At 44.1% G+C, this 23,443-nt stretch carries 19 protein-coding genes; 5 read left to right on the top strand and 14 right to left on the bottom strand.

Features of this window, described 5'->3' with window-relative positions; genetic code table 11:
• Nucleotides 1-16 precede the first annotated feature (16 nt).
• Complete coding sequence (locus tag MKHDV_RS01050) at nt 17-1,063, bottom strand: FAD-dependent oxidoreductase (RefSeq protein ID WP_160711568.1); 1,047 nt, start codon at nt 1,061-1,063, stop codon at nt 17-19.
• Between the two features lie 320 nt (nt 1,064-1,383).
• Between MKHDV_RS01050 and MKHDV_RS01045 the strand changes: the two genes are divergently transcribed.
• Nucleotides 1,384-1,815 carry an ACT domain-containing protein gene (locus MKHDV_RS01045; RefSeq protein ID WP_160711365.1) on the top strand — a complete coding sequence of 144 codons (432 nt, stop codon included), beginning with the start codon at nt 1,384-1,386 and terminating at the stop codon, nt 1,813-1,815.
• Nucleotides 1,816-2,048: 233 nt separating this feature from the next.
• The gene (locus MKHDV_RS01040) at nt 2,049-3,971 is read left to right on the top strand and encodes a molybdopterin-dependent oxidoreductase (protein WP_160711363.1); all 1,923 of its coding nucleotides are present in this window, start codon (nt 2,049-2,051) and stop codon (nt 3,969-3,971) included.
• Between the two features lie 56 nt (nt 3,972-4,027).
• On the opposite strand, the gene MKHDV_RS01035 is transcribed toward MKHDV_RS01040, so the two are convergent.
• The 5 genes from MKHDV_RS01035 to uvrB all read right to left on the bottom strand — a co-directional run bounded on the left by MKHDV_RS01035 (nt 4,028) and on the right by uvrB (nt 12,365).
• Entirely contained in the window at nt 4,028-5,677 is a 1,650-nt protein-coding gene (locus MKHDV_RS01035) for an NAD+ synthase (protein ID WP_160711361.1), read from the bottom strand.
• Nucleotides 5,677-6,456 carry a 4-hydroxy-tetrahydrodipicolinate reductase gene (gene dapB, locus MKHDV_RS01030; RefSeq protein ID WP_160711359.1) on the bottom strand — a complete coding sequence of 260 codons (780 nt, stop codon included), beginning with the start codon at nt 6,454-6,456 and terminating at the stop codon, nt 5,677-5,679. The genes MKHDV_RS01035 and dapB overlap by 1 nt, the downstream gene beginning before the upstream one ends.
• 93 nt (nt 6,457-6,549) lie before the next feature.
• Nucleotides 6,550-8,898, bottom strand: a complete 2,349-nt coding sequence (gene ligA, locus MKHDV_RS01025; RefSeq protein ID WP_160711357.1) for an NAD-dependent DNA ligase LigA — start codon at nt 8,896-8,898, stop codon at nt 6,550-6,552.
• 394 nt (nt 8,899-9,292) lie between these two features.
• Nucleotides 9,293-10,339, bottom strand: coding sequence for a TrkA family potassium uptake protein (locus tag MKHDV_RS01020; protein ID WP_160711355.1), 1,047 nt, complete (start codon nt 10,337-10,339; stop codon nt 9,293-9,295).
• Between the two features lie 13 nt (nt 10,340-10,352).
• Nucleotides 10,353-12,365 carry an excinuclease ABC subunit UvrB gene (gene uvrB / locus MKHDV_RS01015; RefSeq protein WP_160711353.1) on the bottom strand — a complete coding sequence of 671 codons (2,013 nt, stop codon included), beginning with the start codon at nt 12,363-12,365 and terminating at the stop codon, nt 10,353-10,355.
• Between the two features lie 183 nt (nt 12,366-12,548).
• On the opposite strand from uvrB, the gene MKHDV_RS01010 reads away from it, so the two are divergent.
• Nucleotides 12,549-13,040 (top strand): hypothetical protein, encoded by a 492-nt coding sequence (locus MKHDV_RS01010; RefSeq protein WP_160711351.1) that lies wholly within the window; start codon nt 12,549-12,551, stop codon nt 13,038-13,040.
• Between the two features lie 73 nt (nt 13,041-13,113).
• On the opposite strand, the gene aat is transcribed toward MKHDV_RS01010, so the two are convergent.
• The 4 genes from aat to MKHDV_RS00990 all read right to left on the bottom strand — a co-directional run bounded on the left by aat (nt 13,114) and on the right by MKHDV_RS00990 (nt 17,301).
• Complete coding sequence (gene aat / locus MKHDV_RS01005; RefSeq protein WP_160711349.1) at nt 13,114-13,818, bottom strand: leucyl/phenylalanyl-tRNA--protein transferase; 705 nt, start codon at nt 13,816-13,818, stop codon at nt 13,114-13,116.
• Nucleotides 13,819-14,017: 199 nt separating this feature from the next.
• Nucleotides 14,018-16,297 (bottom strand): ATP-dependent Clp protease ATP-binding subunit ClpA, encoded by a 2,280-nt coding sequence (gene clpA, locus MKHDV_RS01000; RefSeq protein WP_160711347.1) that lies wholly within the window; start codon nt 16,295-16,297, stop codon nt 14,018-14,020.
• 1 nt (nt 16,298) lies between these two features.
• A complete protein-coding gene (locus MKHDV_RS00995) occupies nt 16,299-16,610 on the bottom strand; it encodes an ATP-dependent Clp protease adaptor ClpS (RefSeq protein ID WP_160711345.1) in 312 nt (103 codons plus the stop codon).
• A 91-nt stretch (nt 16,611-16,701) separates the two neighbouring features.
• Nucleotides 16,702-17,301 carry a class IV adenylate cyclase gene (locus MKHDV_RS00990; protein ID WP_160711343.1) on the bottom strand — a complete coding sequence of 200 codons (600 nt, stop codon included), beginning with the start codon at nt 17,299-17,301 and terminating at the stop codon, nt 16,702-16,704.
• A gap of 44 nt (nt 17,302-17,345) precedes the next feature.
• On the opposite strand from MKHDV_RS00990, the gene crcB reads away from it, so the two are divergent.
• Both crcB and MKHDV_RS00980 read left to right on the top strand, forming a co-directional pair.
• Nucleotides 17,346-17,720 carry a fluoride efflux transporter CrcB gene (gene crcB / locus MKHDV_RS00985; protein ID WP_160711341.1) on the top strand — a complete coding sequence of 125 codons (375 nt, stop codon included), beginning with the start codon at nt 17,346-17,348 and terminating at the stop codon, nt 17,718-17,720.
• Between the two features lie 9 nt (nt 17,721-17,729).
• On the top strand, nt 17,730-18,038 hold the full coding sequence (locus MKHDV_RS00980; RefSeq protein ID WP_160711339.1) for a DUF190 domain-containing protein: 309 nt from the start codon (nt 17,730-17,732) through the stop codon (nt 18,036-18,038).
• 98 nt (nt 18,039-18,136) lie between these two features.
• Here the strand turns inward: MKHDV_RS00980 and MKHDV_RS00975 are convergent, their stop codons facing one another.
• The 4 genes from MKHDV_RS00975 to MKHDV_RS00960 all read right to left on the bottom strand — a co-directional run bounded on the left by MKHDV_RS00975 (nt 18,137) and on the right by MKHDV_RS00960 (nt 23,431).
• Nucleotides 18,137-18,787 carry an NAD(P)/FAD-dependent oxidoreductase gene (locus MKHDV_RS00975; protein WP_160711337.1) on the bottom strand — a complete coding sequence of 217 codons (651 nt, stop codon included), beginning with the start codon at nt 18,785-18,787 and terminating at the stop codon, nt 18,137-18,139.
• A 346-nt stretch (nt 18,788-19,133) separates the two neighbouring features.
• Nucleotides 19,134-21,092 carry a chemotaxis protein CheW gene (locus MKHDV_RS00970; RefSeq protein ID WP_160711335.1) on the bottom strand — a complete coding sequence of 653 codons (1,959 nt, stop codon included), beginning with the start codon at nt 21,090-21,092 and terminating at the stop codon, nt 19,134-19,136.
• 167 nt (nt 21,093-21,259) lie between these two features.
• Nucleotides 21,260-22,609: a DNA repair protein RadA gene (gene radA, locus MKHDV_RS00965; protein ID WP_160711333.1), complete on the bottom strand. Its 1,350-nt coding sequence runs from the start codon at nt 22,607-22,609 to the stop codon at nt 21,260-21,262.
• Nucleotides 22,610-22,615: 6 nt separating this feature from the next.
• Complete coding sequence (locus MKHDV_RS00960; RefSeq protein WP_160711331.1) at nt 22,616-23,431, bottom strand: DUF3426 domain-containing protein; 816 nt, start codon at nt 23,429-23,431, stop codon at nt 22,616-22,618.
• Between the last annotated feature and the right edge of the window lie 12 nt (nt 23,432-23,443).

Raw genomic sequence — 23,443 nt, 5'->3', positions numbered from 1 at the left:
ACATTTGCTCCTGCCGTTACCGCGATATTTTATCCGCATCAAAGTTATATTCCGCTTCTCGAGACTGTGCTTTCAAATCAAGCCAGTTTGTCAGAGAACGCGCCGCACGAAGTCCACTGTAGACAGCTTTACCGATCTTACTTGGACCAGTTAGCACATCTCCCGCAACAAAAACGTTATCCATTGCTGTCATATTCAGCCAACGGACATCACCTTTACGCACATTTTCCAACCCAAGTTCCTTTTGAAATGGCGGAGTTGGAATCTCCCCAATAGCACTTACAATAATATCCGCATCCAGTTCTTCCAGTTCGTTGGTTTTACTGTTGCGCACAATAAGTTTTTCAACACAACCTACGCCTTGAATAGATTCTGGAGAACGTTTTTCGAGCCACGAAACGCCCATTTCCTGAAGACGATCAATCTCAAATTTTCCACACGGAGCCTCGGAAACGCTTCGTCGGTATACAAGAGTAATATCCTCTGCACCAAGAGTTCTAGCAGAATCCACTACATCAATCGCAGAATGCCCAGCGCCGATTACAATAACTTTTTTGCCTTTAACTTCAGGCATAGAGACATTGCTGTGTGCATATTTGACGGCACGAATAGGAAAAAGAAATTGCAAACTGGAATACACACCGTCAAGCATACTTCCTTCGATGGTCAGCTTTCGAGATTTCCATGATCCAGAACAAACAACCACAGCATCATGATTGTCTGTTAAATCGGAGAGACCTAAAATATCCGCAGCAAAATGGTCACCCTCTTCTTCATGCATGGGAGCACTGCAACAAATTTTTGTATTTGTTCTGAAAGTAACTCCGAGACGGCGCTCTAAATCGCGTACCCCGCGATTAATACGATCTGCAGGAATTCTATGGCTTGGAATACCAAACACCATAAGACCGCCTGGCTTTGGGAGCTTGTCATACACATGTACTTCGTATCCCTGACTGGCCAAAAGTCCGGCAGCAGCAAGTCCGGAAGGCCCTGCACCAATAATTCCAACACTTCTATCAATTGCGGATGTATTCTTGGTTTGCAAAAATCCAAAATTCATTACACCAGCGTGCGAAAATGAAGACACTAATACACCCCCTATTCTTAAATTCATTCGTATGAGTATTTACCACCACTGCTCATTGAATACTCAATCTGTCTTTTGAATTCTGTAATATACATCACAATTGGGTACTGGCAAGTAAGAAATTGTGTGAAAATCAGCACAATCCGCGACTTTCTTCGGTGCGGTGTTCTTCAAAAAATGAACATTTACTACCTAATTTTGACAAAGTTGTATTAAATATTGCCCACTACAACTTCAAATGCTAGAAATAGAGTATATCTCTATGTATCTGAAGACAATAAGGGGCAATCCTCATGAAAGTAGAACAAATATCCGTTTTTCTGGAAAACAAGGCCGGACGCCTTGCAGAAGTAACTAACACATTGGCAACGAATGGTATCAACATTCGAGCCCTTTCGCTCGCGGACACAACGGACTTTGGAATTTTGCGCCTTATCGTAGATAATAGTGAAAAGGCAAAGTCCGTATTAAAAGATAAAGGCTTCACTGTTGGCAAAACCAATGTTGTTGCAGTGGAAGTTGAAGACAAGCCGGGCGGATTAAACCACATCCTTGATACTCTTGGTAACAATGGTATCAACGTTGAATACATGTACGCTTTTGTTATGCCAGGCAGTACAAACGCAACTTTGATTTTCCGCTTTGACAAAACAGATCAAGCCGTTGAAATTTTATCTGAGAATAATATTCCTATCATTCCGGGTACAAAATTGCACGCTCAATAGATTTAGCATCTTAGCAATTTAAAAAAGCCGGATCTTTCCGGCTTTTTCTCGTTTATAGGCTATGCTTCAATCTCTTAGCCAAATCTTTTTTGAAAATACTGCAACAAAATTAAATGAGATACTAACGTAACAATGTTAGACCAATATCCATTGCCAGTTAACACTATCGCTATTTATACAACTCCAAAGAAATAACTTTAGAATGTAGAAAAATTTCCTAAAGGAGAGCACAAATGGAACGTATTTCTGCATGCACGTTGGACTGTCCTGACGGTTGCTCTACAATTGTTACAACCGACGAGCATGGTAATCATTCGATCAAAGGCAACCCTGCACACCCAATAACACAGGGGTACACCTGCAAAAAGGGTAAGCACGCCCTTGCGCGCATAAACGCACCAGACCGCATCACAACCCCTCTTATGCGCAGTGGGTCAACCTTTGTTCCTGTATCATGGGATAAAGCTCTCACAACAATTGTTGATAAAATTTCTACGCTAAGAAACACTCCTGATCGCATGCTTCATGTGCGCGGCTACGGATTCCATGGAGTGCTCGCAGACACAAGTCGCTATCTATTCGGGCAGCTCGGTGCCTCTGGAACCCGAGGAGCACTATGTGACAACGCAATTATGGAATCATGTATTCTTGATTTTGGCGCTCTCGATCAGAATAGTCACACAGAGCTTCTCAATGCCGACTGTATCGTAAACTGGGGACGAGATGTCCTGCGTTCGTCTATCCACACTGCGACACTCTTGAAAGATGCACGAAACAAAGGCTGTAAAATAGTCAGCATCTCCCCTGCTTCTCCTGAAGAAGGTATGCGAATACATGTCAGCGACCTACATATTCAAATTAGACCGGGTACTGACCGCCACCTTGCTGCTGCGGTCATCAGGCGCCTCGCAAACGAAGGAATCCCTGACAACATCCTTAATCGCACTTCAAACAGTTCAACGTTTGTTCGTTTCATCAAAACACTCGATGAGCGACACCTGCTGGACGCATGTGGGGTTAGTTCAACTGAACTTTCCACTCTTGTCGAAATTTACGGCAAAGAGAACTTTGCTGTTTCCAGTATCATAGGATGGGGTCTACAACGCTATATCTATGGTGGAGAAAATGTCCGCTATATTAACGCCCTTTGCATGCTCTCAGGTAACGTTGGGCAAAAAGGTGCCGGTAGTTACGGAGGAGTCAGTACAGGCAGAAACTTTGACTCAAGCTGGCGTTCCGGCAGCAAAACCTCGCGTAAATTACTTACTCCAAAGCTTGCTGATGAGATTTTAGATGCCAATGACATAGAATTTCTCTGGTGTGACGGCACAAACGCCATCAACCAGACACCGGAAGCAACAAAGATGACACAAGCGTTCAGTACAATCGACATGGTTGTCGTTGTGGATGCTTTTATGAACGACACCGCAAAACGTGCGGACATAATCCTGCCCTGCGCACTTATCTATGAGCGAGAAGATGTTCTCGGCTCTTACTTCCACAACTATATTCAATATAGTGCCAAAGTATTCGAACCGAAGGGAGAAGCACGTGCGGATTATGACATCGCCAGAGATTTGGCAAATCGCCTATCTATTCCGTTTCCTGAGATAGATAATATTCTGGCACAAGCACTGGATACAAAAGAAGTTACTAATCTTACAAAAAATCCGCTTGAAAAGATCCGGCAACAAGGATTTCTTCCAACAGACAGACCGGCAGTAGCCTTTAAAAACCTGCAATTCGGTCATCCAGACGGAAAATATTGTTTACCTGAGTCTGCATTACATGACGAGCCAGAAATAGACACAGACTTTCCTCTCTCATTGCTGTCCCTCATTAATAAAGACTATGAGCATTCACAGATTCCGGCAGAGGAACAGCAAGAGCAGTTAAAAGCGTATGTACATCCTGCGACCCTTAAGCAATATAGAATTGAGCCGGATGGACAGGCACACATAGTATCCTCCATCGGCAAGCTACTAGTACAGGCTGTAGCTGACACTTCAGTACACCAAGAAGCAATTATCGTACGCCGTGGTGGTTGGATGATGTTCAACCGATGCGCCAACACTATTGTCGAAGCCCACGTAACCGACATTGGTGAAAACGCCGCATATTACAGCCAGCGAGTTCGATTAGAAGTTAGTGAATAAAAAAAAAAGCGTGAGTCATATGACTCACGCTTTTTTTATTTGTATTTTCTTGTCTGCTACGGAAGGTTAACGCGGCTCGCAACCGGCATTCTCCAACCTGTACCAAAAGCTCGGTCAGTAATGCGTAAACCCGGAGCAGCCTGTCTGCGCTTGAATTCAGAAATCTTTACAAGCCACAAAACTCGCTCAACATCTTCCCGAGCATGTCCCTGCGAAATGATCGCTTCTTTTCCCAAACGCTCATCAATGTACTTACGGAGAATAGCATCAAGCTCTTCGTATTCCGGCAAAGAGTCAGAATCTTTCTGATCCGGACGCAATTCAGCAGACGGAGCTTTATCGATGATCTCAACAGGAATTTTTTCGCCGCAGTTCTCATTTGCCCAACGGCAAACTTTCCACACAAGCGTCTTTGGCACATCTGCAATAACAGCTAAACCACCAGCCATGTCACCATAGATAGTGCAGTAACCTACTGCCAATTCAGACTTGTTACCCGTAGTAAGAAGCAATGCACCAAACTTATTAGACATTGCCATAAGTAGATTACCGCGAATACGAGCCTGAAGGTTTTCTTCAGTCACATCTGTATCTGCGCCATCAAAGACAGGATTAAGGGAACCAAGAAACGCTGTAAGCATTGGTTCAATTTCAATTGTCTCTGTGTGGATTCCAAGACGCTTTGCTAGATCAAGAGAGTCGTCAATGCTGCCCTGACTGGAATATGGTGACGGCATGAGCACGCCGATAACATTTTCAGAACCGAGAGCCTCCGCCGCAACGGCCGCCGTTAAAGCAGAATCGACTCCTCCGGACAGACCAAGCACGACTTTCTTAAAGCCACACTTCTGCACGTAGTCACGGGTTCCAAGAACCAGTGCTTGCCATGCCTGTGCTTCGTCTCGAGCATCTTCATGCGCAACTCGACCCGATTTGGCCTCGAAGTCTACAAGAATGATGTCTTCTTCAAAAGAGTTGCCTTTGCCAATGAGTGTACCATCAGAAGCGTAAGCAAGACTTTTGCCTGCAAAGATAAGGTCATCATTGCCGCCAACCTGGTTAACATACAAGAACGGAATCTCGTAATGACAAACCATAGATGAAAGCATCTGCTCACGCACAAACTGCTTGCCGAGCGTAAATGGTGATGCAGAAAGGTTAATAATGAGGTCTGCGCCGTCTTCAACAAGTGCCCCGAGCGGGTCTTGCGTATACTGCCTGCGGTTCTTCCAATAGGACTTGTCGTTCCAAATATCTTCGCAGATTGTTACGCCGACTTTACGTCCATTAATGGTCACAAGACCGCGTAGCTTTCCCTGCTCAAAATATCTGTTTTCGTCAAAAACATCATAGGTAGGAAGCAATGTTTTATGCGCTACAATGGAGTATGTTCCATTTGCCAACAAAGCGGCAGCGTTAAACACAGGTTTGCCTACACTATCCGGATTATGAATAGGCACACCGACTAAGGTAGGAGGCATATCTTTCAACTCTACAGCGAGTGCGCTGAGAGATTCCTGACAGCCGTCAATAAAATCCTGACGCAATAACAAATCGCGTGGAGGATACCCGCATACAGATAATTCAGGAGTCACACAAAGCTGTGCTCCGTCTTTTGCAGCTTTTTTTACTGCTTCGGCAATCTTATTAATATTGCCAGAAACATCACCCACAACAGGGTTCAGCTGAAGAAGCGCTACTTTCATTAGATAATATCCGACATAGAATAAAGTTTTCCTGCCTCACGTCCTGCAAGCCAGTAAGCAGCACGAAGTGCACCCGCCGCAAAGGTTTCACGAGAATGCGCATGATGTGTAACTTCGATGCGTTCTCCCGGGCCCATTGCGTACACAGTATGCACACCCACAACGTCACCGCCGCGAATTGTCTGAATACCGATTTCTTCTTTAGGACGTTCGCCAATCATACCTTCACGATGGTAGTTGGCAACTTCATCAAGATCCCATTTTTTAGCTTCTGCAAGGCATTCTGCAAGACGCATAGCCGTGCCGCTTGGAGAGTCCTTTTTCTTGTTATGGTGTAATTCAACCATTTCAAGATCGTAGTCTTCACCGAGAATTTTGATAAGTTCAGGCAAAATTTGAGTAAGAGCATATACGCCTACACTTGTATTTGGTGCCCAAAACATAGGAGATGTTTTAGCCAACTCTTCAAGTTGCGCACGCTCTTCGTTAGTAAAGCCAGTAGTACCCATTACAATCGGAGTGTTATGTTTTGCCGCAATCTTAGCATTTTCCAAACTTGAAATAGGAATAGTAAAATCGATAACAACGGCCTTATCAAGTTTGCCAAGAACATCATCCAGATCATTTGAAACTTCACAGCCCCAAAAATCAAGACGGCCTTCGTGTCCTTTACGTTCAACAACAGCTGCAAGTTCGTACTTGTCGCTATCCTGCGCCATTCGCGCAATTGTTGTACCCATACGACCATTAGCACCCATTACAACTATAGATACGCTCATGTCATTCCTCCGAATGTACGACGGTTATTCTTCCTTAGACACTTTCGTGCCTTGTCCATTCAAAATATATTGAATGTGGAAGACTGCCAGCAATTATCCAAACAGGCTATGTTGCTCTGATGAATTTGCTGACTGTTTTTTCTTTTTTGTTTCATCCTTCTTCTCTGTATCTTCCTTCTCTTGAGAAGGTTCTTCCTTCACAGGTTCTACAGTATTCTCTTCTGCTACAGATTCTTCTGAAGAAACAACTTCTGTTATAACGGCGAGCTCCGCCGCAACGTCTTCTCTCTCTTCTTTATCTGCAACAGAATCATTCGCAGTATCCTGTGATGGGTCTGTGATACTTGAAGGGGTCTCATCTGCTGCCGCCACAGCATTAGAATCCACAGTCTGAATTGAAGACTCACTCTTATACATTGCTAAGAATTCATCTTCCGTCAAAATTATTATCCCGAGTTGCTCTGCCTTTGCAAGCTTACTTCCAGCTTTTTCACCTGCGACTAGATAATCAAGCTTTTTAGAAACACTTCCTACAACCTTTGCCCCCACGCTTTCCGCCATTTCTTTAGCATCAGCACGCTTTGTTGTAAGTGAACCGGTAAAGACAACAGTTTTACCTGCAAAGGGATGGCCTTCATCGATTGCGACAGTTTCCTCTTGCTTAGGATCTAGCCCAATGGCTTTAAAACGCTCCAGCATAGCCTTGTTGGCTTCGTTATCGAAGAAGTCGACTATAGACTCAGCAATTTCTGCCCCGACGTCAGGAAGCTCTTGAAGTTCTGTTACGTTTGCAAGCGCAAGTGCATCTAAATCTTTATAGGTCTTTGCCAGGACCTTCCCTGTCTGCTCACCAACGTGTCGAATACCTAATGCACAGATAAAACGGGACAAGGGAGCTGACTTTTTAATATCTGCAAGCGCGGTTACAAACTTTTGAGCAGAAACCGGCCCCATGCCTTCAAACTGCATAAGGTCAAGACGCTTTATTTCAAATAGATCAACAGGGTGTTTAACCATCCCCTTGTCTACAAGCTTCTCTACCCAGCTCTTACCTACACCTTGAATATCTAAACCAGCTTTAGACACAAAGTGTGAAACAGAACGCTTAACAACAGCTGGGCATGTGACGTTAATACAACGCCATGCAGCCTCGCCCTCTTCACGTACTACATCGGTATGACAAACAGGACATTCTTTTGGAAACGTAAATTCTTTTTCTGAGCCGTCACGTTTTTCTACCAAAGCGCGAACGACTTCAGGGATAACATCGCCAGCACGCTGAACGATAACCATATCCCCTTCCATAAGTCCCTTTGCCTGAATCTCGTCTTCGTTATGAAGTGTTGCACGTGATACGACAACACCACCCACCTCAACGGGATCTAGAACAGCAACAGGTGTTAATACGCCTGTACGACCAACCTGAATGGTAATCTCTTCCAATCTGGTAACAGCTTGCTGTGCAGGAAACTTAAATGCGATTGCCCAACGAGGGAACCTTGCTGTAAACCCAAGTGCTGTTTGCAACTCAAGATCATTCAGCTTTGCGACCATACCGTCAATTTCGAATGGTAGTGTGTCACGTTTCTCACCTAACTGTTCAAACAAGGCGTTTACATCTTCTGGGCTTTCACAAAGCTGTGCATCCTGCGGTACAGTAAAACCAAGGTCAGACAATCCATTAATGATTGCTTGTTGTGTAGTCCACTCCTGTCCATTATCCTCCCATTCCACAATGCCTATTCCATAAGCAAGGAACATTAGAGGACGAGCAGCAGCTACAGATGAGTCCAACTGACGAACAGACCCCGCCGCAGCGTTACGCGGATTAGCAAAAACCTTCTTACCGTACTTACGCTGAGTCTCATTCAGTTTAGAAAATGCGTCTCGTCTGATAACTACTTCACCACGAACTTCCAGACGGGTTGGGACGTTTTTTCCGCGCAGACGTAATGGTACGTTCTTAATAGTACGCACTGTATGAGTTACAACCTCACCTGTTGTTCCATCGCCTCGAGTTAACGCAGCAGTAAAGGAGCCATTTTCATAAATAATCTCCATAGCGAGTCCATCCATCTTGGGATCAATCCAAAAGGACAAATCTGCATCTGGTTGCTGACGCTTAATGCGCTCTACAAACGCAATGAAATCCTCTCCGTTGAATGCGTTATCCAGACTGTACAGTTGTAAGCTATGATCTTGAGACTGTAAGCTTGGGAGCACCTCTCCGCCAACCTTCATAGTCGGAGAGTCAGAAGTCAGAAGTTCAGGGTATGCTTCTTCTAGTCCTTTCAACTCTCGAAACAAAACATCATATTCTGCATCTGTAATTTCAGGAGCATCCTGAACGTAATACATATAACTATGATGCTCGAGTTCCTTACGGAGCTGAAGTACTCGTTCTTGAGCTTCATTATGAGACAACGTGGTAGAATCAGACATACGACACCTTATTTTATCTGTGTAAGAAGGCTTACAGCTTGTTAACGAAATCTTAGAGATGCAACCCTTAAAGGCTCTATATGCCAGTACGGCAAACACCCTGTAGGCTAATCTTTTTTAGAACCGCTGGATACTGTCCTTACTCTTTATTGTCCAGTCCATTGTCCTCGCTGAGTAGGAGATTCCCTCATCTTTGATGCTTTTTTACATACAAAAAATGAGTGTAGAATACGGTGATATACCATAATATTCTACACTCATAAATATAGATTCATCAAAAAACAGTGCATTATCCGTATTGGTTAAAATGCCATTTCCACCTTGTGTTTATATATATAAACAACCATAGATTTCAGCATTCAACAAAACGTTACATATTGAAATTTAAAACTTTTTATAAAAGCTTTGCGAACTCATCAAGCTGTTCTTGAGCCCCAACAGCGATAATAGTATTGCCAGCTTCCAGCACAGTGCGACCCTCAGGGTTAAAGACCATATCCTGACCTTCCTTCTTAATAGCAATGACTATTAAGTTAAACTTCGGGCGAAGTTCTGACTGGATAAGATCCTTACCTACAAGAGAGGATTTCTCACTTATTGTAAGCTCTTCCATCTGGATAGCCATTGTGCTTCTTCCGTAAGCAAGCTCCATAAAGCTTGTCACAGTCGGGCGTAGAACGGACTGAGCAAGACGTAATCCGCCAATATGGTTTGGCAAAATAACAGAGTTCGCTCCCGCCTGCTTAAGTTTACTCACACGTTGATGTGAACTGGCTCTGGAAACAATGTTTACGTCCTGACTCATCTCACGAGCACTAAGTACTACATATACATTCGCTGCATCCTCAGACAAGGCTGTAATCAGGTTCTTAGCGTTTGCCACCCCTGACTGGGCCAGTACGTCATCAGAAGTAGCGTCCCCGTCAATATACAGAATACCTTCTTCCTGAAGAGTCTTAACTGATTCTGGATCATTCTCAATGACAACGACATCCTGTCCTTCCGCCATAATCTCATCCACTACAACAGAACCAATACGACCATAGCCACAAACAACACAATGATCTTTGAGTTTGGCGATTGTTTTAAGCACTCTACGGCTCCCGATAAAATGAAAAAACTTACCTTCTACCAACAACTGGGAAAACGCACCCAGAAGAAAAGCAAAGTTACCTACGCCAGCCAAGATAAGAAATGAAGTGAGTATGCGACCTTCAGTAGAGAGAGGCTGAACCTCACCAAAGCCCACTGTAGAAAGCGTAATAACGACCATGTAGACAGCGTCTGACATGGACCATCCCTCAAGCTCCATATAGCCGTAGACAGCCAGAGCAACGACACCGAGTATGGATATCTGGCTGACCATAAGGGGCCAGAAAACTCCTAACTGATTTCGAAGACGAATCAGCCGGACAATAAAAGACTTGGAAAACAACTTCATGCATTTCCCCAGGTTAACCAGTTTCGAGCAGATGTTCCCGCAGGATGTGAATTTGATCTCGTAATTCAGCAGCTTTTTCAAACTCTAGTTCTTTTGCTGCTTCACGCATCGCGCGTTCAAGCTTAGCTATCATTTTAGCCAATTTTTTAGGGTCGTGTTCAATATCCGGTGAAATTGATATGCCTTTCTTCTTCTTATCTTTCTCTGCTGCTGCAGAAGAAGAAATGGAATCGAACGGCGTATCAATACGCTTCATAATTGTTTGCGGAACAATACCATGCTCTACGTTATAAGCCTCTTGCTTTTCGCGTCTGCGTTCCGTTTCACCCATTGCAGCCTTCATACTCTTCGTTATCTTATCAGCATACATGATAACTCTACCGCTAGCATTACGTGCTGCACGGCCAAAGGTTTGAACAAGTGAACCGACAGAGCGCAAAAAGCCTTCTTTGTCCGCATCTAGTATTGCTACCAAAGAAACTTCGGGAATATCAAGCCCTTCTCGCAATAAGTTAATTCCAACTAGCACATCACACTCTTTTCTGCGTAGCGCCTGAATGATTGCCATGCGCTCTAACGTATCAATATCTGAGTGGAGATAACGGGTGCTCACGCCCATACTCTTAAAGTACTCTGTAAGATCTTCAGCCATGCGCTTTGTAAGAGTTGTAACAAGCACACGCTCATTCTTAGCAATGCGGCTTTTACACTCACCTAGCAAATCTTCCATTTGGCCTTTCGTAGGACGCACTTCAAGCTGTGGATCAACCAGACCGGTCGGACGAATAATCTGTTCAACTACAAGTCCCTGGGTACGTTCCAGCTCCCATTTCCCAGGTGTTGCAGAAACATACACGGTCTGCCCAATGCGTTCCAAAAATTCTTTGAACTCAAGAGGACGGTTATCCAGAGCAGAAGGAAGCCGGAAGCCAAAGTCCACAAGAGTACTTTTACGCGAACGGTCACCTTTATACATTGCGCCCACCTGTGAAACCGAGATGTGGCTTTCATCAATAAAGAGCAGAAAATCTTTAGGGAAGTAATCAATCAAACATGCTGGAGGATCACCCTCTTTGCGGCGATCCAAGTGCCGTGAATAGTTTTCAATACCTGTACAGTACCCCATCTCTTCAATCATTTCGAGATCAAGCATTGTACGCTGTTCTAAACGCTGCGCCTCTACAAGCTTATTGCCTGCCTTGAAGTCAGCAAGACGTACTTGAAGTTCATCGCGAATATCCGAAACAGCACGCTTTAGATTGTCCTTATCAGAAACATAGTGACTAGCTGGATAGATAACAGTCTTTCCAACGCTTCCGAGAATGTTCCCTGTAATAGGATCAATCTCATGCATAGCATCAATGTCATCGCCAAAAAATTCTATTCGCAGAGCTTTTTCATGATGATACGCTGGAATAATTTCCAACACATCTCCACGCACCCTGAATGTGCCACGATGAAAGTCATAGTCATTACGTTCATACTGAACTTCGACCAAGCGTGTGATTATTTCATCCATAGAAAGGGACTGACCAACTTCTACTGGAATAACTAACTTTGCATAGTATTCAGGTGAACCAAGACCATAAATACAGGAAACTGAAGCAATAATGATTACATCACGCCGAGTTAGCAGTGCATGGGTAGCAGCATGGCGCAATTTATCAATGTTGTCGTTGATGGATGAATCTTTTTCGATATATGTATCTGAAGACGGAACATATGCTTCCGGCTGATAATAGTCATAGTAACTCACAAAGTATTCAACTGCATTGTGAGGGAACAATTCTCTAAACTCGTTATAGAGCTGAGCCGCCAACGTTTTGTTTGGCGCAAGAATAAGCGCTGGACGTTGGGCACGAGCAATAGTTTGTGCAACAGAAAAGGTTTTGCCGGAACCGGTAACCCCGAGCAGAATTTGATCCTGCACGCCCTGCTCCAAGTTGGTTGTCAGCTCTTCAATAGCTTGCGGCTGATCGCCCTGCGGGGTGAATGAAGTTTCTAATGTAAACAGCGTATCCTGCATTACTTCCTCGTATAGTATCTTCTACTGCTAAATCACAAAACGCTAAGGGTATTCTTAGATAGTTTTTACGTAAGCCTATCCAAAACGTCTTTATGCAAAAATTAATCACTTAGTTGCGGCACCATCCACAATCGCATATCATACAAAGATGTAGAGAATTCCATTTTACGCGGAGGGAACCACATGCAGAAAGACATTGTGTCTGCTCTCGGTAATGAACCCACTGACAGAATATACACTATGTCCGTCATTATACGCAGCTTCAAGGGACGCAAAAATGTACAGGCGCACTTGTTCCGTTCTGACATTCCTGAAGCTGAACTACAAGCCACAAATCTACATCAATGTATTGATACAGATTGTGAGAAGTATCGACTCGAGCCACACCTGAATGGCTCACTCGAAGATACCAAACAAATGGTACTTGAAAGTTTTACCAAAAAAGAAATGGAAGCCATTGTCGGCTACCTCGAAGAACGGTATCACACCAGACTTGAAGGCATTTTTGCCGCACCGCTCTCATTCCCTGTTCCACAAGGTACCATGCCCCTTGCTTCCGTACCAGAAGGTAAAAGCATGGGCTTTATTAGATTCGACAACATGCCCGGATACCCACTTAAGTTTAACTTTAGAGCCTTCTATGATCTGGATCAGCATGAACCTAATGTTATCTAAAATTTTTTAAAAAAATAAAACCATTGGCGTACAGTAAAAAAGCCCTGCTCGTTATAGAGCCGGGCTTTTTTCTTTATAACGGAAAAAACTCATCAGGGAACGTCCATTGTCCTTGAATGGTCGAGGCATCCAACGCATCGTGAAGTGTGTTTAAAAACTTTTCACGAGATATGGAGACCGCACCAAAACGCTCCAGGTTGTCAGTTACCTGCTGGCAATCAATCATCTCAAACCCCGCCGCAACGAGCAGTTGAGCTAACCATACAAAAGCAACTTTAGACGCATCTGACTCTTTGAAAAACATTGATTCGCCATAGAACACCTTGCCTAGAGAAACTCCATACAAGCCGCCTACAAGTTCATCATCACGCCACGTCTCAATAGAGTGTGCGAGCCCAGCTTCGTTCAGTTCACAGTAGGCTTGAATCATCTCTTCGACAATCCAAGTGCCTTCTTCATCTGGACGCTGCGATGTCGCACAGTTCCGCATAACCTCTTCAAAGGCCGTGTCGATTTTAATGGTAAACTTACGTGAGTTAATAACACGTCGTAAACTGCGTGGAATGTGCAAATCCTTAGGATACAGCACAAAACGCGGATCTGGTGACCACCAAAGGATGGGGGAGTCGTCATCATACCAAGGAAAAATACCATTGGCGTATGCGTTAACGAGACGCTCCATACGCAAATCTCCACCAACGGCAAGAAGGCCTTCCCCATCCGCTAACGCAGGATTGGGGAAGGCTACATCATCATCTGAAAGTAAGTATACTGTCATAATTTCTATATTGAAAAAATTACCTTTTGGCACAACTCATAGCGAAAACACAGAACTGCTGCAGGCTAGAACGCATGCCTCTTTTAATTTGCTAAAAGAGGAAAAAAGCCCCTCCTTGTGAATACAAGACAACGCCTCTGTCCACCGAAGGCAATAAACCTCAATTCAATTGTAGCCTCACCACAGCCAGCCTATCTAGTTACGCGTTCTTTTTTTTAGAACTCAGCGGTAAGAAAGTCATACTCAGACCAAGATCATCTGCATCTTGCGGTACTTTCGCATCCTTAACATCAACGGTCGCTATGCCGCCTTTCTGTAAGTCACCAAAGAGAACTTCATGTGCAATGGCGTCTTCAAGACCAGTTCGAATGACTCGACGCATTGGTCGTGCACCAAAGGCAGTATCGTACCCTTTAGTTGCAAGTCGCTTGCGAGCTGCATCTGTTAATTCAATCCGCACACGCTTAGCTTTAAGCATCTCTTCCAGCTCAGCCACAAACTTGTCTACAACACGTTCCATAATGGACTCTCCGAGACCATGGAAAGGAACCATTGCATCAAGACGGTTTCTGAATTCTGGACTGAAGGTACGCTCTACAGCTTTTAAACCGCGCTGCGCCACGTCAACTTTGCCCTGAGAACCAAACCCAATGGATTTGGCTGCCATTTCACGAGCACCAGCGTTGGATGTCATGATCAGAATAATGTTACGGAAGTCTGCTTTACGACCAGAGTTGTCGGTCAGCGTCGCATAGTCCATAACCTGCAAAAGGATATTAAAAATGTCTGGATGTGCTTTTTCAATCTCATCAAGCAGCACAACAGCATGTGGGTGTTTGCGTACAGAATCTGTAAGCTGACCACCCTGATCGAAACCAACGTAGCCTGGAGGCGCCCCGATAAGACGAGATACCGCATGCTTCTCCATGTACTCACTCATGTCATATCTGAGGAACTGTACACCAAGCTGTGTTGCAAGCTGACGAGCAAGCTCTGTTTTACCAACACCGGTAGGGCCATAGAAAAGAAATGAACCAGTCGGACGGTCATCTCTACCCAACCCTGCACGGCTACGTAGAATAGCCTTTCCTACGATGTCCACAGCCTTGTCCTGTCCGTAAACCTCACCTTTGAGATCATCTACCAGACCAGACAGCTTGTGTTTATCACCAGTGGACACTCGCTGTTCAGGAATACGTGCCATTTTTGCGATAACACGTTCAATGTCGTTCGCAGTAATGGTGTTACTCTTACGGTGCGTGCCATGCAGACGAAATGCTGCACCGGCTTCATCAATAACATCGATAGCTTTATCAGGAAGGAAACGTTCTGTGATATACCGTGCAGAAAGCTCAACAGCTGCTTTAATTGCAGGCTGGCTGTAACGTACACCATGGTGCTCTTCATAATAAGGCTTAAGACCTTTTAAAATAGACATACACTCGTCGTTACTCGGTTCCGGAACATCAATCTTCTGGAATCGACGGGACAATGCGCGATCTTTTTCAAAATGGTTCTTATACTCTTCATAGGTAGTAGAGCCAATGCACTTGATTCCACCGCTGGCAAGTACAGGCTTAAGGATGTTGGACGCATCCATGGAGCCACCTGTAGTTGCACCTGCACCCACAATTGTGTGAATTTCATCAATGAAGAGAATAGCACCTTCAACCTTTTTGAGATCCTGAATGACACCTTTAAGTCGAGATTCAAAATCCCCGCGGTATTTCGTACCAGCAAGCAGTGACCCCATATCTAAAGCATAGATATGGGCATCATGGAAGCCTTCAGGAACATTACCGTCAACAATACGAACGGCAAGACCTTCTGCAAGTGCGGTTTTACCCACACCCGGCTCACCAACTAAAAGCGGATTGTTCTTACGGCGGCGGGCAAGGATTTGTATTGTGCGTTCGAGTTCTGCCTTTCTGCCTATAAGCGGGTCAATCTCACCCTGTTTAGCTTTTTCGGTAAGATTAACGCAAAATTCTTTAAGAGAATCTGTGTGTGACTCATCTTCACCCTCTTCACCCATCATTGCCCATTCGCTTCCGTCCATCTCATGCGAGACAACTTCAAGAATGTCTAAACGGGTCACTTCCATATGACGCAGGAAGTACAGAGCGTAAGAATCTTCTTCTTCAAAGATCGCTGCCAGCACATCACCAACCTCAACAACATCCCGTCCGGATGATTGCATCTGCAGGGCTGCGCGCTGTAAAACTCGCTGTACGCTTATTGTGCGAATAATCTCTGTCGGTACATCTTCCGGTAATGGCTCAAGATGCGAAGAGAAAAATACTTCTACTCTGTTTAACAATGACGGCACATCTGCACCGGCCTGTTCCAGAATAAAGTACCCTTGGTCTTCCTGTGCAATACCGTAAAGAAGATGTTCAAGGGTTAAAAATTCGTGATTTCGTTCCTGTACTTCGTGGACAGCATTAGCAATAGCTTGTTCCAGATGTATACTCAGCATATTATACCTCCTCCATTGAACATTTTAGAGGATAGCCAGCTTCTTTTGCGCGGGCACGGACAATTGCAATTTTGGTTTCAGCAACCTCTGCGGTGTACACTCCGCATTCTCCGGCACCTTTTTCATGAATATTCAACATAACCTGTGTTGCCTGTTGAGTGGTCTTTCGGAAAACTTCTACAAGGATTAAAATGACAAAATCCATTGTGGTATAGTCATCATTATGCATGAGCACTCGAAACTTACGAGGCTCTTTTAGCTCTTCTTCAAGCAGAATGTCAGAATCGAAATCAGGTCTATGATGTTCAGCCATAATGAATCCATTACATGTAATAGTATTGTTAATGTCAGCTACGGGTAATGACAACCCACACATAGGGTTTATTACCCACTGACTGCCTTCTCTATAGATTTTTCAGCAGCTGCTGACACTCATCATCAGAAAAATAAAAACTATCCTGCGGAGCAAGATTTTCACGTTCTCGATATGCTCTATGCAATTCGTGATAAGTCGCAGTAGACGAATTCTCCAGCGACAGGGAGAGCTTGTCCGCTAATGCAAAAATATCATCGCGCTCGCCTTCCAACTCAATAACAGTATCGAATGAAAGCTCATCTATGCAAATTTCTACATTATCAAGCTTCCACTCTTCACGCATTTTATCGTAGCGGAAGGCTCCAACATACCCGAGCCCTTCGAGGATACCATACGTTCCGTCAAAGCTCTCAACTTTTGTTTCGCGTTCGTCGTATATTTTTACATCTAAAGGAATGTCACCTTTCGGCGGAAGTTTCAATGTAAGAACTGTCTCATGACGACCTTTCCATTGTTTTGTCCGCAGTCGCAACAACTTGCTTTTGTCTTTCATGCCACGCTCAGGTGTATCGAAAACAACATTCCGCTCCAGATGTCTTCCTTTACACAAACCACCGAGTGCTGATAGTTTTTCGCGCAACAATGAAGGGTCAACATGTATAAATTTCAACTCAATTTCGAACGCCATATAGTAACTTCCAGGTTTTTTGTTATCATAATCAAGGAAACAGCATGACAAAAATCATTCTATTGTTTTGCGCCGGAGGGTTTGGCAGTTTAAGCCGTTACTTACTTTCAGGAGTATTTCAACGTGCAATAAACATCAGCTTTCCAATAGGCACATACCTCGTCAACGTCATCGGCTGCTTCATGTTCGGTCTTATCTGGGCATATGCACAAGACAGACTCTCTCTTTCGCCTGAATTTCGTGTAATAATTCTTACCGGCTTTATGGGCGCTTTTACAACCTTCTCTACATTCATTTTTGAATCAGCGGCTCTGCTGGACTCTGCGCAGTGGCCATACTTTCTTTTAAATGTTGTAGGGCAGATTATCACCGGAGTTATCCTTCTTAAATTTGGACTCGCTCTTGGCAGGCTTATATAGGAGAATTCAATGCATCACTTACAAGGAACCGTACAGCGGCTCAGTATTTACATTAGCGAAAAAGATCAGTTCAAAGGAGAAAGTCTCTACGAAGTAATTATGGAACAAGCAAAGGATGCTGACCTTGCAGGAGTTTCAGTCTTCCGTGGATTATACAGCTACGGCAGAGACAAAAAGATACATTCAGTGGGCATCTTGCGTATTTCAGAAGATCTTCCTCTTCTTATACAAATTATCGACACAAAAGAGAACATTCAAAGCTTTATTCCCAAATTAGAGCAGTTCACCGGAGAAGCCTTATTTTACAGGAAGACGTAACAGTCGTACAACCAACCTCTAGTTCTTAATAAAAAAAAGCTCAAAGACCTGCAAGAAATGCATATCTTTGAGCTTTTTTAATTATTATTCGGCAGAAACTATAAAAGAGCTTCTTTAATCGCGTCGATGCCTTCTTTTTCTACGAACTTAGAGATACGTACGCGTTTACCGGAATTTTCACGGTAGTAGTCGAGGAATTTTTCAATAAGAGCCTGAGCTTCATCCTGAGTGAGATCTTTTGCAAGAGTATCACCAATACGAGGACGAGGACCGGAGTTACCACCAACGATAACTTCCCAACCCTTTTTAGTACCAATAAGGCCGATATCGCGCACGCGGCTTTCACCACAGCACATTGGACAGCCGGATACACCAAACTTAACTTTTGCAGGGAATGGCTTGCCGTACATGATTTCTTCAAGTTCAAGACCGAACCCGAGAGAATCCTGCACACCGAGCTTACAGACTGCAGTACCAGGACATGCCTGTACATAGTGAACACAAAGTTCAGTAGCGCGGCCCACTTTCCATTTAAGCTCTTCCCAAATTGGTTCAACCTGCTCTTCTTTCATGCCAACAAGAGCCATGCGCTGACCGGAAGTAATTTTGATAATCGGCACTTCGTACTTACGACAGACGTATGCGATGGTCTCAAGAACATCTGGAGTAAGCATACCTGCCGGGGTACGTGGAACGATTGCATAAGTTTCTTTGTCGCGCTGTAAAATTGCACCATCTGGAGTAGTCATATTACGCCCTTCTTAATAGTTATTTTTATTATAATATGATTATAACTGTGCTTTAAAAGAACTTTTCGTTCTTCCTGCTGTGGTGCGGTTTTTACACTACAGCTTCGCCAGTGTCTACGCTTATTAGGAACCATACTTGGTTAAGCGATTAACGCTTATTTTTTGCAAAAAGAATTTAATTGTTTTCTAGTATGTTAGAGTTCTGCTTTTTTAACCCTTTCTTAACACCGTACAACTGATACAAAAAAACAAACATTCAACTGTTTGTTTTTTTAATATTTTCTTAATTCCTTTGCAAAAAAATTAATTTTTACAAAACTGTTTGAATACACAGTCGTGTCTTTTCTTAATTAATAATCAGGCAATCTGCAACTGTTTGTAAGTGCTGAAGGTTCACAACTAGGCTCGGCACACCATCAGCTTTTACAGATACACCTGAAATCATTTCGATATTTTTATACAGAGCACCAACAGGCTTCACTGCTGCCTGTAATTCCCCCACGACTCCGTCCACAATCAAGCCGAATGTACCAGATAGTGATTGGATCACAATACATTGCTCATGCTCTGCCTTACCATCCAAATCAACATATTCTCGGAGTCGAACATACGGAACAGATTCACCGCCAAGAACTACTTTGTTCTCTTTGGCTTCAACTCCCATACGAGGACTGCAATCAACGCATTCTGCAACCTGATTCATCGGAACAATATATTGCTCGTCACCACATTGTACAACAAGCCCTTCAATCATTGCCTGAGTAACAGGGAAACTAACTTTAATGCTCGTTCTGCCCTGATCATTATAGCCAACAGCCATAGCACCATGCAGCGCCAACATTTCTGCCTGCAACCCAAGTAATGCCTTAGAAATCTGAAGATTTTGTTCTGTACCCTGACCACCACAACCAAAGTGATCTATGAACAACAGGACATCTGTACCTGAATATTCCACGGTAAGAGAAATAGATTCGAATTCAGTATCTGTAATTACAGAAAGAACACTCGCAGAAAAATATGTTGCTAGCGCATCAGTCACAGCCTCAGCAACAACAGCGTCCACTTGAACATCAGCACCTTGAAGGGTCAGCTGTAACTGCCTCCCAACGGACTGAGCTGCATCTTCAAGCCAATCTTTCACAGAATGCAACAATGGCTCCAGTGAAACCATGCGCAACTCTAGTGCCGAATCGCGCAGCACACAGTATAGCCTGTCAAACTCATCTGCCATGCTACGAAGAAGATCATCTTCCTGTGTGACAGCATAATCGTACAGTTTAGACTGCATACCGGACAACTCACTCACACGGGAAATAAGTCTATTAAGCTTATCTTCCTGCTGCGTTGACCTTAGTTCATTGGTCTCTGCTGTTTTTTTGCATGAAAAATAGTCAGATATATGCGCATCATCTGCCAAACAATTCTCAGAATCAAGAACCGAAGATTTTCCCCACTCAAAACAAGAAATACTATGGGAATTGTTCTCTTCCAATGGAACCAGATGATCACAGACTTTGGAAATATACTGAGCGCTACTTCCATTCGAAGCTTCAACAGAAAGATCTGCCTCTGCGACAGAATCAATACCGCGTGGAGGATTAAGCGAAAACTCGACTTCGGACATTGGTGATACAGAATCTGAATCGTAAGCTTCAACCAAAGAAGCGGACACTTCAGCCTGCGCCTCAGAAATAAGAGAATCAACTGCAACCACGTTCTCAATTGCAGATCGGGGAGCACTTTGAGATACAGTACTTTCTTCAGACTGGCATGTACCCTCTGGATTCTCTTTCAAGCCGAGTACAGAGTCCTGTGCTACCAACAAAGGCTCCAAAAGTTCCTGTAGCCCCTCTGAAACTTCAATCAAATCGGCACTGCCGCGCCCTACAGCTGACAAGAAATATTGAGAAAAAACTGAAGTGGCATCTTTGCTATGCTTGATGCCTATTACGCCTAACTGAACAGATTCCGCAGAGCCAAGTGAGTCAAACACGGTACTACACGCCTCAGCCTCGCACTGTAGAGGCGTAATGATTAAGACGTGATACTGTAAATATCGCTTACCTGTTGTGTATTCATCAAGCGCAGGTAACGCAGTCAACTCTGGCAAATAAAATATTGTCCCCTGCTCTTCATGTGCAGCAAAAATAGAAGCCGGAGTTTCATTTGTAAGGTCAGATTGCAACGTAAGTCGCACATAATACATTGTGCACAGTTGACCATCAGCAGAAGCATGAACAGCCATCTCTGATTGATTCTGGTAACTAGCTGCGCCGTCACCCTGTATATGTATGTCATCTAACATTACATTTTGCCTTTTTTTCTTGGGGAAGTAACACTATACACTTTTATCCGTCATAACCATGAGAAATTACAGAAAAAGTGGCAAAAAAAACACCAAAACTCTCAAAGAGATTTTGGTGCATGGCTGCATACCAAAGCATCTAACCAATAAAATTTAAATACACGCTACTATCCATTTTTACTGAAAAGAGCTTCCTGCAACTGAACAATAGTGCGCAGTCCAGTTTCCGGCTCTGCCTCAGGGCATAATATAGGACGATAGCCAAGTCTAGAAGCCTGACGCTGCCTAATGTCATGCGAAGCTACAGGACGAACCTGTCCGTTCAAATCGACCTCTCCCCATAATACAGACTTAGAGGGAAGTGGAAGGTCATAAAAAGAAGAAAGAACAGCCGCAATCAACGCAAGATCCATTCCCGGGTCTTGCAGTTTCATCCCGCCACCAACTTTTGCGTAGATATCGACTTCTGCAAAATTCAAACGCAACCGTTTTTCTAAAACGGCAAGCAACAAGTGCAGTCTGTTCACATCAAAACCAAGTCCTGTACGACGTGGAATAGAAAGATAACTGCGACTCACCAGTGCCTGAACTTCAACAGCAAACGGACGCTGTCCATCGACAGCCATAACAACAGCTGTTCCGGAAAGCTCTGGATCGCGTGCGCCAAGAAAGTAGGTTGAAGGGTCATCGACAATCTGCATGCCGTCATGCACCATTTCAAAAACAATCAGTTCCTGATTCGGCCCAAAACGATTTTTGATAATCCGCAACATGCGGTACATTTGTCTGCGGTCACCTTCAATGGAGATTACAGTATCAACCATATGCTCAAGAAGCTTAGGCCCTGCAAGTTGTCCATCTTTGGTAACATGCCCCACAAGTAACAGCGCAACACCAACACGCTTACATGTTTCAATAAGCTCAATGGAGACGGCACGCACCTGTGTCACACTACCCGGCAAACCTTCCACACGTAGAGACGACACAGTCTGCACGGAGTCCACAATCAACAAATCAGGAGGATTCGAGGATTCCAGAACAGGCAAAACATCATCTAACTTGGAAGTAGAAATAGCCGTTAAATTTTCATCTAACGCATCAAGTCGAGCAGCACGAGCACGAAGTTGTCCAAGTGATTCCTCACCTGAAACATACAACACCTGTTTACCGGATTCAGCAACGCCCCCTGCCACTTGCAGCAGCAAAGTTGATTTACCAATACCCGGCTCGCCACCGATTAACAGCGCAGCTCCCGGCACAATACCGGCACCAAGAATTCGATCAAGCTCAGCCATTCCCGTTCCGAACGGGGTATGCTCATCCTCTTTGACATCTCTAAGGGGGATAATGGCAGAACCTGAAGGTACTAAAGGAGTGGAACCACGCCTTTTGGCCTGCTCTTTCGAAACAGTGCGGGCCTCAAGTGTATTCCACTCCTTACATTTCGGACATTGTCCACGCCATTGTGCAACAGAAGCTCCACAGGCGGAACATATATATATTTCGCGAGTCTTCACTGTATACTACTGAACTGGAGGATTTTTAGCTTCAACAACTTTCACACCAAACTCTGCAACACCTTTGGGCGGATCGTAAAATACGACCATAAAATGGACAGATTTAGTAGGCATGACATTGGTGTTGTTTGTTAAAATCTCAACCTTGTTATTCAAAGCATCAGCAAGCTCTTCTTTAGCTAATACCTGAAGCTGAAATAAAGAAACACCGGAGCCACCAAGCTGTTGCTGGCTGGCAATAGATACGTTGGTTGTATCATATAGTGTTGCTTCAACCTTGATAAGTTCCTTAGGAACACCAAAACGGTTTTCTGCATCACCTTCGATAACAAAAATCTGACCGATTTTCTCATTCGTAATGTAATACTGACTAATGTTTTTGAGTGAAATTCGGGAAACATCGTTCGCTGCCGCAGCAGGAACATTCTGCGCTTTCTCTTGCATAGGAAGGAAACTCTTGACCAGGTCTGGTGCTAAGAACCATACACCGGCGCAAGCTCCACCCAACAGAAGGAGAATCAAGAAAAAGATAAGACAACCCTTACCGGATTTTTTCTTTTCCTTCTTCTTAGATTCGCCAAGTCCAAATGTACCTTCATCACCAATAAGAGCATCCAAGTCACCCTCAGGTGCAATGGTCTCTTCTTCAGGCGATTCAGAGAAGGCAATTTCTTCTTGGGGTTCTACTTCAACATCGTGCTCTGGAGTTTGGATAAGAGGAAAGACCTCATCGCACACAGTGCAACGAGCCTGAGCTCCATCTTTGAACATTTCATCTGGAAGACTAAACTTGGTAGAACAATTTGGACAGGTAATGTGCATAACGCTTCCCAA

Origin of the sequence: Halodesulfovibrio sp. MK-HDV (assembly GCF_009914765.1) — a bacterium.
Classification (GTDB): Bacteria; Desulfobacterota; Desulfovibrionia; order Desulfovibrionales; family Desulfovibrionaceae; genus Halodesulfovibrio.
Note: the sequence above shows the minus strand (reverse complement) of the source record. Positions and strands in the feature narration are given on the sequence as shown.

Bases quoted from the DNA above. Each gene is read 5' to 3' on its own strand.
- clpA (WP_160711347.1), bottom strand. From the start codon at position 16,297: ATGCTGAGTATACATCTGGAACAAGCTATTGCTAATGCTGTCCACGAA.
- MKHDV_RS00995 (WP_160711345.1), bottom strand. From the start codon at position 16,610: ATGGCTGAACATCATAGACCTGATTTCGATTCTGACATTCTGCTTGAA.
- MKHDV_RS01040 (WP_160711363.1), top strand. From the start codon at position 2,049: ATGGAACGTATTTCTGCATGCACGTTGGACTGTCCTGACGGTTGCTCT.
- ligA (WP_160711357.1), bottom strand. From the start codon at position 8,898: ATGTCTGATTCTACCACGTTGTCTCATAATGAAGCTCAAGAACGAGTA.
- MKHDV_RS00975 (WP_160711337.1), bottom strand. From the start codon at position 18,787: ATGACTACTCCAGATGGTGCAATTTTACAGCGCGACAAAGAAACTTAT.
- MKHDV_RS01010 (WP_160711351.1), top strand. From the start codon at position 12,549: ATGCAGAAAGACATTGTGTCTGCTCTCGGTAATGAACCCACTGACAGA.
- uvrB (WP_160711353.1), bottom strand. From the start codon at position 12,365: ATGCAGGATACGCTGTTTACATTAGAAACTTCATTCACCCCGCAGGGC.
- dapB (WP_160711359.1), bottom strand. From the start codon at position 6,456: ATGAGCGTATCTATAGTTGTAATGGGTGCTAATGGTCGTATGGGTACA.
- MKHDV_RS00970 (WP_160711335.1), bottom strand. From the start codon at position 21,092: ATGTTAGATGACATACATATACAGGGTGACGGCGCAGCTAGTTACCAG.
- MKHDV_RS01020 (WP_160711355.1), bottom strand. From the start codon at position 10,339: ATGAAGTTGTTTTCCAAGTCTTTTATTGTCCGGCTGATTCGTCTTCGA.
- MKHDV_RS01050 (WP_160711568.1), bottom strand. From the start codon at position 1,063: ATGAATTTTGGATTTTTGCAAACCAAGAATACATCCGCAATTGATAGA.
- MKHDV_RS01035 (WP_160711361.1), bottom strand. From the start codon at position 5,677: ATGAAAGTAGCGCTTCTTCAGCTGAACCCTGTTGTGGGTGATGTTTCT.
- MKHDV_RS01045 (WP_160711365.1), top strand. From the start codon at position 1,384: ATGAAAGTAGAACAAATATCCGTTTTTCTGGAAAACAAGGCCGGACGC.
- aat (WP_160711349.1), bottom strand. From the start codon at position 13,818: ATGACAGTATACTTACTTTCAGATGATGATGTAGCCTTCCCCAATCCT.
- MKHDV_RS00960 (WP_160711331.1), bottom strand. From the start codon at position 23,431: ATGCACATTACCTGTCCAAATTGTTCTACCAAGTTTAGTCTTCCAGAT.
- crcB (WP_160711341.1), top strand. From the start codon at position 17,346: ATGACAAAAATCATTCTATTGTTTTGCGCCGGAGGGTTTGGCAGTTTA.
- MKHDV_RS00990 (WP_160711343.1), bottom strand. From the start codon at position 17,301: ATGGCGTTCGAAATTGAGTTGAAATTTATACATGTTGACCCTTCATTG.
- MKHDV_RS00980 (WP_160711339.1), top strand. From the start codon at position 17,730: ATGCATCACTTACAAGGAACCGTACAGCGGCTCAGTATTTACATTAGC.